Raw genomic sequence first — 13275 nt, 5'->3', positions numbered from 1 at the left:
CATATGGCTAAAAGTACTAAGCCGATCAAGACGATCATCAAGCTTCAGTGTCCTGCCGGAAAGGCAACTCCTGCTCCTCCAGTGGGTACTGCTCTTGGTCCGCAGGGTCTGAACATTATGGACTTTGTCACAAAGTTCAACGATGCCACCCGTCAGATGGGTAACACCATCATCCCGTGCGAAATCACTGTGTACGAAGACCGTACCTTCGATTTCATCCTCAAGCAGCCACCAGCATCCGTTCTTATTCGTGAAGAGCTTGGCCTTGCCAAGGGTTCTCAGAACGCTAAGAAGCAGAAGGTTGGAAAGCTTACCCGCGTTCAGCTCGAAAAGATTGCTGACCGCAAAATGCCTGACCTCTCCGCTCGTGAGAAGGACCAAGCAGTTAAGGTAATTGCTGGCACCGCCCGCTCCATGGGTATCGACGTAGAGCTGTAAAAGGCTCCTACAAAGAAAAAACCACTCTAGTAATAGGGTGGTTTTTTGATATCGTGCTGGTATGGAGTCGAATCTTAAAAAAACTGTTGAATATTCAGAAGAGGTAAGCCCGGTGTTTACCCTGCAGGTGCCAAAGGTGATGGCGAACTGTTACTTTCTAGCGGGCGGTCAGCTTATCTACCGCGATGCGAAGAATAGGACTGGAGAAATGGAGCGTCAGTACCTCCATTACCAGCAGGAGGTAGCCCCTGAGGAAGCTGAAGAGATGCCAAAAACATGGCAGAAGCTCCTTCATGCGACTGGCATTAGGTTGGCCGGCCTCTCCTCTTCTTACACCGAAACGCCTGGAAGACCGTTCCGCCAGTTTGTAATCTATCTGGCAGACATCCAGGCGCTTGCCATTACCCCCGATACAGCCCCAGGAATGCAAGCGGGAGTTCTGGATGGGGAGATACTTCAAGTCTTGCAGCAAGGTGGCTCGTATCAGCAGCATCAGCGCTGTAAGCCGTTCCATATCGCTATGGGCATGTACATGGTCGAGGAGGTCAAGCAGATCCTTTACCGTGAGGGTGTCCCTCGCGTCCTTGTGAGCGAGCTCCCACCCGCACTGCGTCGCAGGTAGGATTGCTTCCACGGTTCCCGGTATTGCCGGGAACTTTTTTAATAGAAAAAAGACCCAGATATCTATCTACTAGCCGGTCCCTTGCGGGACCCGATCCAAAGGAGGGGCAAAGATCGTTGGCCTCGTAGATAGATATCCAAGTCTTTTGTAGGTTTCGAACTACATCCCTTATACCCCATTTCATTTGGGGGTGTCAAGGCGAAAAATACATTTTTGATCGATGTGATTAAATAGTATGAAAAGATCATACATAGGCTATTTACCAGGGCTATGGTATAACAAGTCTGCATGATTTCGTACACGGAACTCGTCCAGTTCCTTAGGGGAAATGGCTACACAGAAGCCCAGAACATCCACGTTCCGGGAGACTTTGTTGTGCAGGGCGACCTCATTACCTGCTGGCCAATTACTTCCACCGTACCGTACCGCCTCCACTTCTTCGGTGAGGAGTTGGAAAAGCTGGAGAAGCAGGCAGGTGAAGGTTGGGAAGGGGCAGATGACCTGCCGGACCTTCTGGCAAACCATCTGGCTACCGACTACGGCACAGTCCATCCTGGTGAGTATGTGGTGCACCCCGTGCATGGCGTAGGTATCTTCATGGGACTGGTGACAGAAACTACCCTCGATGGTGACGAGCGCCAGTTTGTTGCCTTGGAGTATGCGGGGAACGACCGGCTCCTTGTCCCGTTTGAGCGTATGGATGGCCTGATGCCATATATAGGAAGGCGTCACCCGCGCCTGACCCGGCTGTACTCCAAAAGTTGGTTGGCTACCAAGGAGCGTGTTAAAAAAGACCTCATTGGTGTGGCTCGCGGTTTGCTTAAAATATATGCGGGCCGACAATTGGCAGACCGCGCCGCTTATCCGCGGGCACAGGAGTGGCTCGACGTCCTAGCTGAAAGCGCAGGTTTTGAGCTGACGGAAGACCAGCAGAGGTCGCTAGGTGAAATCCTCCATGACCTAGAACATGGGAAACATCCTATGGACCGTCTCCTCTGTGGCGATGTGGGCTTTGGCAAAACCGAGGTGGCCCTCCGCGCCGCCGCAGAAGTACTGGCGGCAGGTAAGCAAGTGGCGTTCGTGGCTCCTACTACCATCTTGGTGGAGCAGCATCATCGCCTGCTGGAGGAGCGTTTTGCGTATATGCCTGTACGCATAGGAAAAATGAGCCGCTTAAGCCTAGGGCGTGACGCAAGCCTTGCGGAACGCTTGAAGGAAGGCGGGGTGGACTTGGTAGTTGGTACACACCGCCTACTTGGCAAGAATATTGCCTTTAAAGACCTGGGTCTCCTTATTGTGGATGAAGAGCAAAAGTTTGGCGTAGCCCAAAAGGAAACACTTAAAAAACTACGGCCTCATTTGGATGTACTTTCCCTTTCCGCCACGCCAATTCCACGCACCCTTTCCATGAGCCTCTCGGGTCTCCGAGGCCTCAGCATTCTACGTACGCCACCAAAGGGGAGGATGGCCATTGAAACGGAAGTAGAAGGCTATTCTGATGATTCCTTCCGCCAGGCCTTGTTGGCCGAGTTGGAGCGCGGTGGGCAAATGTATGTGGTGCACAACCGGGTGCAAACCCTTGCGGCAGTGGAGGAGAGGATCCGCCATCTCCTTAAAGATACTGAATTTGCTGATGTTGCCATGGCTACCGTGCATGGCCAGATGGATAAGAACCACTTATCGGAACGCATGGGCCTTTTCCTCGATGGCAAACTGAGCATATTAGTAGCCTCCAGCATTGTGGAACATGGACTGGACTGTCCAAATGCCAATACCCTTATCGTGCTGCATAGCGAGCGGTTTGGCCTTTCTGACCTCTATCAGCTGCGAGGAAGGGTAGGCCGACGCCAAAAGCAGGCGTACGCCCTTTTCTTTACTGGTGGTATCGAGCATGACATTTACGAAAACAAAGAGGAGATTGCTGTGACGGTGGCTGCTAAACAGCGCCTCTCTGCCCTTAAGGAAGCCGACGTCTTGGGAAGTGGTTGGAGTATTGCCCTCCGGGACCTAGAGATCAGGGGAGGGGGAAACATATTGGGGAACGAACAGCATGGGAGCATGGAGGCTATTGGTCTCCTGCTCTATTCCCAACTTTTGCAGGAAGAAATTGGACGGCAGGCCCACCAGCTGGGAATCCAGTTGTTCCAAAGTGCGGATGTTTAGACATCGCTAGGCAGCTCATGCTGGGGGAATTACATTCCTCTTATGCATACGCTCACCCAGGATTCTGCTCATTTTCCACCTTCCCTTAAAGAGGCGCGGCCAATACCGGAATCGCTCTATTACAATGGAAGCCTAGACGCACTCTCCCGCCCGCTCATTAGCATTGTGGGTAGTCGGAAAATGAGTACGTATGGAAGCGCGGTACTTCAAGCGCTGGTGCCGCCCCTCGTTCAGGCGGGCTTAGTGGTGGTTTCAGGTTTGGCGTATGGCGTAGACGCTGCAGCCCACCGTTGCGCCCTAGACCATGGGGGCACGGGCATTGCGGTCATAGGTTCTAGTCTGGACCAGTTATACCCCGCTTCGCATACCTCCCTTGCGGACAAGTTGGTGAGAAGCGGAGGGATTGTCTTATCGGAATACCCTCCTGGAACGCCTGGCTTTAAGTTTCACTTTCCCAGGAGAAACCGTATTATTGCGGCACTTTCCCCAGTTCTCCTTATAATAGAAGCTGCAGATCCTTCAGGAACCTTTTCCACAGCCCGTGCAGCGCTGGAGATGGGGAAAGAGGTATGCGTGGTTCCTGCAGACATAACGCGGGGGCAAAGTAACGGTACGCTTCGCCTGTTAAAAGATGGTGCGCGTCCCGTAAGTTGCCCGGAAGACATCCTTTCCCTTTATCAAATGCAATTGCCACTCCTGGCAAAAGAGCCTTTGCAGCCGGCGTTGACAGGGTCGCCAGCAACCTTGTATGCTTCAATCTCACATGGCCTTACTTCTGTAGACGCATTAGCGCAAGATACGGGCTTCAATATAGCAACAGTACAAGCCCTCCTGTCTGTTCTCGAACTAGACGGATACATTACCTACCGACAATCTCAATGGCAGACAACCTTGTAATCGTAGAGTCACCCGCCAAGGCGGGTACCATCGCTAAATATCTGGGACCAAATTTCCAGGTTGTAGCAAGTATGGGACACATCCGGGACCTTCCCAGTTCAAAGCTGGGGGTAGATGTTGATAGTGCCTTTGCGCCTCAGTACATCATTCCAACAAAAGCAAAAAAGACCGTTACCAGCCTCAAAAATGCCGTAAAGGGCAAGAAATGTGTGTATCTTGCAACGGACTTGGACCGCGAAGGAGAGGCAATTGCCTGGCATATTCAGGCCGCCCTTGGCCTTGAGGACCAAAAGGCTATTATAGTGCGTCGCATTACCTTTGATGAAATTACCAAGACCGCTATCCTTAAGGCTATTGAAGAGCCGCGGGACATCGACAACCTCTTGGTAGACGCCCAACAGACCCGCCGTGTCTTGGACCGCCTGGTTGGCTACACGCTTTCGCCAGTCCTCTGGCGCAAGGTTTATAAGGGCCTTTCCGCTGGGCGCGTCCAGTCCGCTGCGTTGCGCCTCGTTGTAGATAGGGAGCGTGAACGGGAGGCTTTCAACCCCGTTGAATACTGGAGCATGAAGGCGGAACTTCTCAAAAAAGATGGCAATGAGCCGTTTACGGCCAGCATTGCCCTTTTTGAGGGTAATAAAATTGATCAGCTCACCATTACTAACCAGGAAACGGCTGACCGTATGGCGGAAGCGGTGCGGGACGCTGTCTTTACCGTAACTGGTTTGGAGAGCAAAGAAGTGCGCCGCAAGCCTTCGGCCCCTTATACTACCTCTACCTTCCAACAGGATGCCGTAAACAAGCTTGGCATGTCTGCCAAGAATGCCATGCGTACGGCGCAAAGACTGTACGAGGGTGGTTTCATCACCTACATGCGTACTGACTCCGTCGAGCTCTCAACGGAAGCGCTTACCGCTATTCGTAGTCATATTGAGCGTCATCATGGTGCAGATTACCTGCCAGGCACGCCAAATACCTACAGTTCCAAGAAACGGGCACAAGAGGCCCACGAAGCCATCCGTCCTACGGACCTCTCAAAGAAGGGGGGTGACGTGAGTGGTGATGTTGGCATGCAAAAGGTCTACGACCTTATTCGCCGTCGCACCCTTGCCTCACAAATGACCCCGGCTGTCTTGGAGCAGGCCGCCGCCATGATTACGGCGGGTCCTGCCGTCTTCCGTGCCACCGGCCAGCGTGTCGTATTCCCAGGTTTCCTTGCAGCATCTGACGAAGAGAAGGAGGACGCGCTACTGCCTGACCTGAAAGAAGGGGAGGTCCTTACTCTTAAGAACCTCAGTACCGAGCAGCACTTCACAGAGCCGCCAGCCCGGTTCAGTGAGGCCACCCTTATCAAAGCCCTTGAAGAGCAAGGAATTGGCCGCCCGTCCACCTACGCACCTACCATTGCGACATTGGTTGAGCGCAACTATGTCCGCGTAGAGCAGCGCCGCCTTATCCCTGAAGATGTGGGTAAAGTAGTCACAGATCTCCTTAAGGAGCATTTTCCTAACATCGTAGACCTTACCTTCACAGCCACTATGGAGGAGAGCCTTGACCAGGTAGCTGAAGGAAAGCGCGGCTATACAGAGCTTCTTTCTGAATTCTGGGGCCCATTCCACAAGCAGGTAGAAGAAAAGACGGAAAGCATTGAGCGGGTGAACATGGAAAAAGAAACAGACACCCCATGTCCAACCTGTGGCGCCATGATGGTAGAAAAGCGCGGGCGTTTTGGACCGTTCCTAGCCTGTCCTAAATATCCAGAGTGCAAAACCACCATGCCACTCTCCGTCATTAAGCCAACCGGTCTCATGTGTCCTATTTGTGGCAAGCCGCTTCTGGAGCGTAAGGCCAAGCGAGGTGTATTTTTTGGCTGCAGCGGGTATCCTAAGTGTACTTTTGCTATCTGGAAGCGGGACCAAGTGCCTACCAAGATTGCCGAACTAGAAGCAGAAGGTACAGAAATGCCGTTTAAGGAGCAGGCGCTCGAAATGGCTGCTAAACCAGTAGAATCCCCAGAAGAAGTAGTCGATGCCAGCGAAACTGCCTGAGCCCGTCCAGACCATGATCGACACCTTTAGCCGGCTCCCAGGAGTCGGGCCAAAGATGGCGGCTCGTTTAACGTTCCACCTCCTCCAAAAGTCTTCTTTTGATATCGGGCGGTTCATTACGGCCATGGAAGGCATCCAGCAAGGCCTTCGTCCTTGTGAGCAGTGTGGTCACATTAGTACGGACCCGCTTTGTGCGGTCTGCAGCGAAACGGGAAGGGAGACTGGGCAGATTTGCGTAGTGGAGGGATCGCTCGATGTTATCGCCTTGGAGAAGGCGGGAAGTTACCATGGTTTGTACCATGTTCTCGGAGGGGTTCTCTCGCCAATGGACGGAATCGGTCCGGACCAGTTGCGCATTAGCTTACTGGTGCATAGAATTGAAACGCGCGCCAATGCTGGGGAACAAACGGAAATCATCATGGCTACTAACCTTTCTCTGGAGGGTGAGGCCACTGCAAGCTACATTGCTAAGGAGTTGCAGTCGTTTGTTTCCGGCGGTACGCTGAAACTTAGTCGAATTGCTCGGGGGCTTCCTATGGGAAGTGACATCGAGTATGCAGATCCAACTACATTAGCCCGTGCCCTTGAGGGGCGTAACACGGTACCGTATGGCGATTCACGAAACTGAAGACCTAGACACGCTCGAATTGCAGGATCGAGAAGACCTGGAAACTGAAGAAAGCCTTCCTCTCGCCGAAGAAGAGGCTGCTGTACATGAGGAATTGGTAGAGGAAGAGGAAATTGCAAAGGAAATAGACAAGGTGGTGGCCCCTGTTGATGTGGCGGCGGAGGATGAAGATGACGCAGATGACATTGATGCGCCCATCAAGGCAAAGCCGGCTGTTTCAGAAGAGCTAATCAAGCGACCGCTCAATATCCTGACTGACCTTGATGACGAAGGACTCCTTTAAGCTAACTAATACCCTTTCCCGCTCCCTGGAAGAACTCCGGCCGCTTCATGCGCCGGAGGTCTTGGTTTATACCTGTGGGCCAACGGTGTATAACTTCCCACATATTGGGAACATCCGCACTTTTATCTTTGAGGATGTCTTGGTGAAGAGCCTTCGCCGCTTTGGATATGCCCCAAAGCGTGTCATGAATATTACCGATGTTGGCCACCTGACCGATGACGCAGACGAAGGTGAGGACAAAATGGAGGTTGGGGCACGCCGTGAAGGTGTAACTGCCTGGGATATCGCCAAGAAATACGAGGAAGCTTTTCTCGATGATTTGGCAGCGTTCCAGTTGGAGACACCGGAAATCATGGTGCGTGCTACGGATACCATCCAGGAGCAAATCCAGTTTATCCAAGAGTTGGAAAGCAGGGGTTTTACCTACAGGACTAGTGACGGTGTTTATTTCGACAGCAGCAAAGTGCCTGACTACGGCAAGCTTGCCCGCTTGGATGTCGCCGGCCTACAGGAGGGGATCCGGGTAGCGGTAGGGGAGAAGCGGAACAAAACAGACTTTGCCTTATGGAAGTTCTCAGGTGAAGCCGGTAAGCGGCATATGGAATGGCAAAGTCCTTGGGGAGTTGGTTTTCCAGGTTGGCACATAGAGTGCTCCGCCATTATCCGCAGCACGCTCGGGGACGAAATTGATATCCACTGCGGCGGGGCAGACCATATCTTTGTCCATCACCCAAACGAGATGGCTCAAAGCGAGTCTGTAACCGGAAAGCCTTTGGCGCGCATGTGGCTCCATAGCGAGTTCCTCCTTATCGACGGTGGGAAAATGAGCAAGTCCTTAGGTAACGTATACACGCGGGCTGACCTGGAAGAACGGGGGATAGACCCTTTGGCGTTCAGGCTTTTTACCTATAGTGCCAACTACCGCGCCAGGCTCAACTTTACCTGGGAAGGGGTAAATAGTGCCGCCGCACAGCTTCGCCGTCTCCGCCAACACTACCAAGCCGTTGCAGAAGGGGAGTGGACTGAGGTACTTAATTCATACCAGGAGCGGCTGAATGCAGCATTGGCCGATGATATGAATATGTCAGTGGTCCTCGCCGTCGTGTGGGAGGTGCTCAACGCAGACCTTACACCGAGAGAAAAGCGTGCATTCCTTGAAGACGCCGGTACTATTCTCTCCCTGGACTTAGGGAAGCAGGAGAACCAGGGGATTCCTGAGGAAGTCTCCCGCCTCCTTGAAGAACGCGAAAAAGCCCGCGCCGATCAAGACTGGGACCGCTCTGACGCACTCCGTAATCAGATGGCAGACCTTGGTTACCATGTGAAGGATACTGCCTCTGGCCAAGAGGTTCTCAAAATCTAGCTCTGAAAGCCAAAAACCTATTGACAGGTTTCGCCAGGTGTGTTAAGGTGCCGGTATCCAATTGAGAGCGCACCTCTCGAGAGGCGGATACCACACAGCTTTGGCGCTCGTCACTATGAGCCCGGCTGGGAACCGTGGATGATCGTTTCGCAGTACTCAACCAAGCGGTCTATCAGGCTCCATGCCATTTTCTCCGTTTGTTTCTGTGATCGCGCCCTTTTCCTGGCTGGACTGATGTTGATGAGCGCCTTTTCTTATTCCTGGATATTCGGTAATAAGAAAAGGCGTTTACACGCCAACCAACGTTCGCACGTTAACATTTCGCCACTTTTGACCCCTAGGTCTACGACAGACCCGTAGTAGGGTCAAAGGAGAGAGAATTGAGAAAGATTCTATTCATTTTCGTCCTATTGACGCTGGCTTCGTCCAGCGTCCTCGCACAGGTCAGCCTCACTGGCGTCCCCGCCGGAGTTGGTCAAACGCAAGAGCTTCAAGACGCTAACGCGTCCTTGATCGGCAATATGCGGTTGCCCGACAGTACCATCCAAATGCCACTCATGATGGATGGCCGGGATGAACTCATCCCGCGGGTGGTTGGTGGGAACCTGGAGTTCGACCTTGTCGTCAACGCGCCTCGCGCGATCGATAAGAAAACGGGCAAGCCCAAGTACAAGGCGGTTTACCGCGTTGGGTTGGGGGAGCCGCGTTGGGCTGAATGGGAAGGTGATAATCACTGGTCGGCGAATGTTCCTCTCGAGGAGCTTGCCGCAGGTGGATACCACATCCAGTTCGGTCTCGACGGACTCGTTGTAGGGCGCGGTCGACCACACATCGACCTGCTCTTCCTGCGAATTCCGCTTCCCGGAAAGGACATCAAAGAGGATAGGGGAATCGTTGGCAAGCTGGTACTCCTGGCTTACCGCGGTGCACCCACGTCCGCTGCGGTGTCCCAGTTCCTTGCTCGACGTGCTCAAGAATACCCCCTCACAAGGCGGGTTTCATGGGTCGACGAGATGGACGACCTGGAGTACATGAAGCGACTTGCCGACCAACGTGCCGCTGAAGAAGAGGCGCGTCGGGTAGAGGAGGAGAACAAGAGGCGTGGTCCTGGACCGGGTGGCAACACCCCTCCTCCCAGCCTCTTCGAATGCCCCATCGACCCCGTCGAAAAGACGTTCACGGTGAAAAACATCTCCAAAGATCAGGAACTAGAGGTTCTCCTCGAAAGCCCTGATATTGAGAAAATTGAGCCCCGGCTTCTGAAGCCTGGTGAGTTCAAGAGATACAAGCTGAAGAACGTTTCCAACCGCGATGCTCTGGTCTTCACGATCAGGAACCGCAAGACGGGCGAAATCCTCGGCCGCCGTATGTACGTGGAGAGCGAAAAATGAAACGAACCGCATTGCTTGCCCTAGCCCTCCTCCCGGCTGTGGGCATCTCGAATGTTCAACAGGGAGGCGAAGATATCGAGGTTAAGTCGAAGAAGCGCACAAACGTTGACTCGACGATCACCTCCCGACAAACCACCGTCAACGGCATCGCCGTTCAGGAAGGAGTCGAATTCTGCGCTGAAGGCTGGGGATGGACCTGGCAGCAGGTGGAGGCCAAAGAGCGAGAGCTGCGCAACAGCGTCAGCACGCTTGCCGACCACACCGGCCGCTTGAACACCCGCAAATATGGGGGAGACCTCAGTAAGCGGTATGCCGACGGCGAGATTATCAAGGGCTTGCCCCGCGATTTCGTCTTACGCATGGTTCATGCCATGTCAGGTGGCCACAACGAATGGTCTGTCGGGACGGTCTCCTTCAAAGAGATCCTGATCGGCAGGCGCATCGGCCGCTACGTCTGGCTGACCTTCATGCCTAACGGCAAGGTGAAGCGCCGGGTCGTCGAGGCTTGGGACATCAACTCCACCTTCCGTTGCGATAACCCCACCGAGGGCTTCGTCTGGACGGAAAGGGTGACCTACGAGTCGCCAGTAGTGCTCAGGGAGCATTCATCCTCAACGGTAGATCGACCGATTTACTGCGAAGAGGGCGTTACTCCTCAGCAGCGACAGGCCCAGGCTCAAGTCATCAATGTCACGAACGTCAACATCTCGAATGGTGGCGGCCACGGCATCCTGATGGGTCCCAGCACGGTGTATACCCTTGCCCCGCAGGCTCCCTTCTACTTCTTCCGAGATGTAAAAGGCGGCGCCAGCTGGCTCTGGTGTCCTCCAGGCGAAAGGCCTGACCTGCCCCCTCCACCTCCGGGTGGCGGCGGTGGAGGAGGTACAATAGGTACCCCTCCAAATAACGACGAGAACTACCCGCGGCGCCCAGACGGAAGTCGGGACTACGGGAAGAAGGTCGGTACGGTCGCATACCGCGGCCAAACCATCCAGCTCGTTGCCTACGCTTCACGCACACAATTGTCTGCGTGACCTGAATCTTGACCCTCCCACACCGGGAGGGTCTTTTTTTATTAGAAAACTCCCATTTTGCCCATTTTTCCGCTCTGAAAAGCAAAAAACTATTGACAGAACCCCCAACCTGTGGTAAACCAGTTTATTCAATCCTTTTTTAAAGCGGTTGAATGCAGAGCTAATTCACAACACCTAACCACATAAGAGAGGACGCGTATGACTATACGCAAACTCATGAAAAATCCCTTCAAAGGATTGGCACGCCGACTACTTGGCACGCTCGCTGTGGCGGGATTTGCAGTAGCTGGTGCTGTCACGGCAACAGCTTCGGGACCGGTTTTCAATAACCTCCCAGAGGACTACGACACCCTTCAAGTCGCTAAAAGCGGCGAAAACTGGAGTCGTTCTACTACTGCCCAGATTGGTGACACCGTTAACCTCATGGTATGGGACCACAACACGGTTCCAGATACCACCGCTCACAATGTGCGCGTGAAGGTTACTCTGCCAACCGCTGTGGCAACAAGCCACACTCCAAGCGCTACGGTTTCGGCCGACAACGCTGACAGTGTGACTGGTACATCTACCATCTCGGTAGGTACTGCATCTAAGATCGGGTACATCCCAGGTACGGCAAAGCTTTACCGGAATGTAGGCGGTCAGATGCAGCAGGTTAACTGGCCAGCTGGCGTTAACCCAGACGATGTCGTCCGGGGTGGCGTCAACCTAGGAGACCAGCGCGGATGCTGGACCTATGCACAGGCCGTACTGATTCAGGTAAAGGTTGAAGGCGGTAACCCTGCCATCAACACAAACAAGCGGGTGCAGCTTGATGGTGGTGCTGCCTACAGCGAGTCTGTAGACAACGCTCAACCAAACGACGTGGTGAACTTCAAGATTTTCATGGAGAACACCGGGAATGCGACTGGGGTAAATCCTAAGATCGTAGATACCCTGGATAGCCATCTGACGTACGTACCTAACTCTTCCATCGTGAAGACAAAGGTTAACAACGAGGACAAGTATACGGATTATCCGGATGCTCAGATCCAAAAGAATGGTCAGACCCTGACATGGTCCTTCCCGGACATGGCAGCCCGGCCAGATGCGGCTCTGTATCTTCAGTTCCAGGCTCGCCTTGCGAACAAAGATGCATTCCCAGTGGGTATTACTACCATCCAGAACTGCGCTACGGCTAAGTTTGACGGTGTTAGCAAGGATACGAACTGCGTAATCATCAAGGTTACCCGTTCAGTAGACGAGGTTATTAGCTTCTCTGTTAAAAAGGAAGTGAAGAACCTTACCCTAGACTCTAAGTGGTACGATGCCCAGACAGCTCCTGCTGGCCCTGGCGACGCACTTGCTTACAGTTTGACAATGGTGAATACAGGCAACACTACTGCCAAGAACGTGACCCTTAAGGATATCCTTCCTGCGGGCGTTACCTTTGACGGCAACGTCATGTTGTACAACCGCGCTAACCCGAACGGTGTCTCCATCTCTGGTGATGCTATCGTAAAGGGCGGCCATGTATTCAGCGAAGTAGTGAATGGTAGCGACAACTACCAGACAATCGTCTTCCGTGCCAAAGTTACCGAAAACTGCTCAAGTAACATGACCTTGGTTAACAAGGCTCAGGTTATCTACGGCGGCCAGGTAAAGGCTGAAGACATTGCTACTGTTCTTGTCAGCTGCGTTCGCGGCCTTGTGATTACAAAGGATGTCCTTAACCCGGCCACTGGCCAGTACCAGGATTCCGTAAGTAGTTTCCACGAAGGTGATGTGATCGTCTTCCGGATTAACGTTCAGAACACTGGTAATACCACTGTGACGAACCCAATCGTCCGTGACGTTCTCCCACAGTACACTGCCTACCAGGCTAACTCCCTCACGATTGACGGTGAGTTTATGTCCCAGGCTGTACAGGATGCTTTCTGGAACGGTGGTATCAAGCTTACCAACCTGACCCCAGGTATGGGTAAGACGCTTACCTTCCGCCTCAAGGTTACTGACTGTCCTCCATTTGGTGACACAGTCATTACCAACCGTGCCTTTGCAAAAGCAGACCATATCGCTGAAATCAGTGATACGGCAACCGCTACCGTGAAGGTTCGCCGTCCAGACCTTCCATAAGAAGTATGGACAAAAAAGACCTTCCTTAACCGGAAGGTCTTTTTGCACCACCTCCCTAAGCTAGGTAATAACCTCCTGGAGCCAATAAACCCCTTGACAAATCTGGGGAATCATGGTACAAACGGGTATTCACTAGTCCAACAGATTAGGAGTAAGAAGAACTAATTCTCTATGACCAACACCAATCGACTACGTGCACTTGTTGCCCTGCCCGCGCTTCTAGCGATGGTTATGGGGCCTGCAACTGCGCTCGCTGCCGAGCCGGTATTCAATGGCCAGCCTAACGATTACCC

The 13275-nt window shown here is 53.1% G+C and carries 11 protein-coding genes; all 11 read left to right on the top strand.

The annotated features are described in order from the left end of the window. Positions 1-3 precede the first annotated feature (3 nt). The 11 genes from rplK to VLA04_02360 all read left to right on the top strand — a co-directional run bounded on the left by rplK (position 4) and on the right by VLA04_02360 (position 12982). Positions 4-438, top strand: coding sequence for a 50S ribosomal protein L11 (rplK, locus tag VLA04_02410; GenBank protein HSI20539.1), 435 nt, complete (start codon positions 4-6; stop codon positions 436-438). Positions 439-499: 61 nt separating this feature from the next. After that, complete coding sequence (locus VLA04_02405) at positions 500-1060, top strand: hypothetical protein (protein HSI20538.1); 561 nt, start codon at positions 500-502, stop codon at positions 1058-1060. A 288-nt stretch (positions 1061-1348) separates the two neighbouring features. Continuing rightward, positions 1349-3223 carry a DEAD/DEAH box helicase gene (locus tag VLA04_02400; protein HSI20537.1) on the top strand — a complete coding sequence of 625 codons (1875 nt, stop codon included), beginning with the start codon at positions 1349-1351 and terminating at the stop codon, positions 3221-3223. Between the two features lie 42 nt (positions 3224-3265). Continuing rightward, entirely contained in the window at positions 3266-4120 is an 855-nt protein-coding gene (dprA, locus tag VLA04_02395; protein ID HSI20536.1) for a DNA-processing protein DprA, read from the top strand. Then, on the top strand, positions 4102-6168 hold the full coding sequence (topA, locus tag VLA04_02390; GenBank protein ID HSI20535.1) for a type I DNA topoisomerase: 2067 nt from the start codon (positions 4102-4104) through the stop codon (positions 6166-6168). Before dprA ends, topA begins: the two co-directional genes overlap by 19 nt. Next, positions 6149-6796 (top strand): recombination mediator RecR, encoded by a 648-nt coding sequence (gene recR / locus VLA04_02385; protein ID HSI20534.1) that lies wholly within the window; start codon positions 6149-6151, stop codon positions 6794-6796. The genes topA and recR overlap by 20 nt, the downstream gene beginning before the upstream one ends. Continuing rightward, positions 6777-7079 (top strand): hypothetical protein, encoded by a 303-nt coding sequence (locus tag VLA04_02380; protein HSI20533.1) that lies wholly within the window; start codon positions 6777-6779, stop codon positions 7077-7079. Before recR ends, VLA04_02380 begins: the two co-directional genes overlap by 20 nt. After that, positions 7060-8442, top strand: a complete 1383-nt coding sequence (gene cysS, locus VLA04_02375) for a cysteine--tRNA ligase (protein ID HSI20532.1) — start codon at positions 7060-7062, stop codon at positions 8440-8442. Before VLA04_02380 ends, cysS begins: the two co-directional genes overlap by 20 nt. A 380-nt stretch (positions 8443-8822) precedes the next feature. Further along, a complete protein-coding gene (locus VLA04_02370; GenBank protein HSI20531.1) occupies positions 8823-9833 on the top strand; it encodes a hypothetical protein in 1011 nt (336 codons plus the stop codon). After that, positions 9830-10867: a hypothetical protein gene (locus VLA04_02365; protein ID HSI20530.1), complete on the top strand. Its 1038-nt coding sequence runs from the start codon at positions 9830-9832 to the stop codon at positions 10865-10867. Before VLA04_02370 ends, VLA04_02365 begins: the two co-directional genes overlap by 4 nt. Before the next feature lie 198 nt (positions 10868-11065). Then, a complete protein-coding gene (locus tag VLA04_02360; protein HSI20529.1) occupies positions 11066-12982 on the top strand; it encodes an isopeptide-forming domain-containing fimbrial protein in 1917 nt (638 codons plus the stop codon). Positions 12983-13275 lie beyond the last annotated feature (293 nt).

The organism is Verrucomicrobiia bacterium, assembly GCA_035460805.1.
Taxonomy (GTDB): Bacteria; Patescibacteriota; UBA1384; order CAILIB01; family CAILIB01; genus DATHWI01.
The sequence above is the reverse complement of the archived record's forward strand: the minus strand, read 5'-3'. Positions and strand labels throughout refer to the sequence as shown.

Excerpts from the sequence above, each read along its gene's own strand:
- VLA04_02380 (HSI20533.1), top strand. The coding sequence starts at position 6,777 with ATGGCGATTCACGAAACTGAAGACCTAGACACGCTCGAATTGCAGGAT.
- cysS (HSI20532.1), top strand. The coding sequence starts at position 7,060 with ATGACGAAGGACTCCTTTAAGCTAACTAATACCCTTTCCCGCTCCCTG.
- VLA04_02400 (HSI20537.1), top strand. The coding sequence starts at position 1,349 with ATGATTTCGTACACGGAACTCGTCCAGTTCCTTAGGGGAAATGGCTAC.
- VLA04_02405 (HSI20538.1), top strand. The coding sequence starts at position 500 with ATGGAGTCGAATCTTAAAAAAACTGTTGAATATTCAGAAGAGGTAAGC.
- dprA (HSI20536.1), top strand. The coding sequence starts at position 3,266 with ATGCATACGCTCACCCAGGATTCTGCTCATTTTCCACCTTCCCTTAAA.
- recR (HSI20534.1), top strand. The coding sequence starts at position 6,149 with ATGCCAGCGAAACTGCCTGAGCCCGTCCAGACCATGATCGACACCTTT.
- VLA04_02360 (HSI20529.1), top strand. The coding sequence starts at position 11,066 with ATGACTATACGCAAACTCATGAAAAATCCCTTCAAAGGATTGGCACGC.
- rplK (HSI20539.1), top strand. The coding sequence starts at position 4 with ATGGCTAAAAGTACTAAGCCGATCAAGACGATCATCAAGCTTCAGTGT.
- VLA04_02365 (HSI20530.1), top strand. The coding sequence starts at position 9,830 with ATGAAACGAACCGCATTGCTTGCCCTAGCCCTCCTCCCGGCTGTGGGC.
- topA (HSI20535.1), top strand. The coding sequence starts at position 4,102 with ATGGCAGACAACCTTGTAATCGTAGAGTCACCCGCCAAGGCGGGTACC.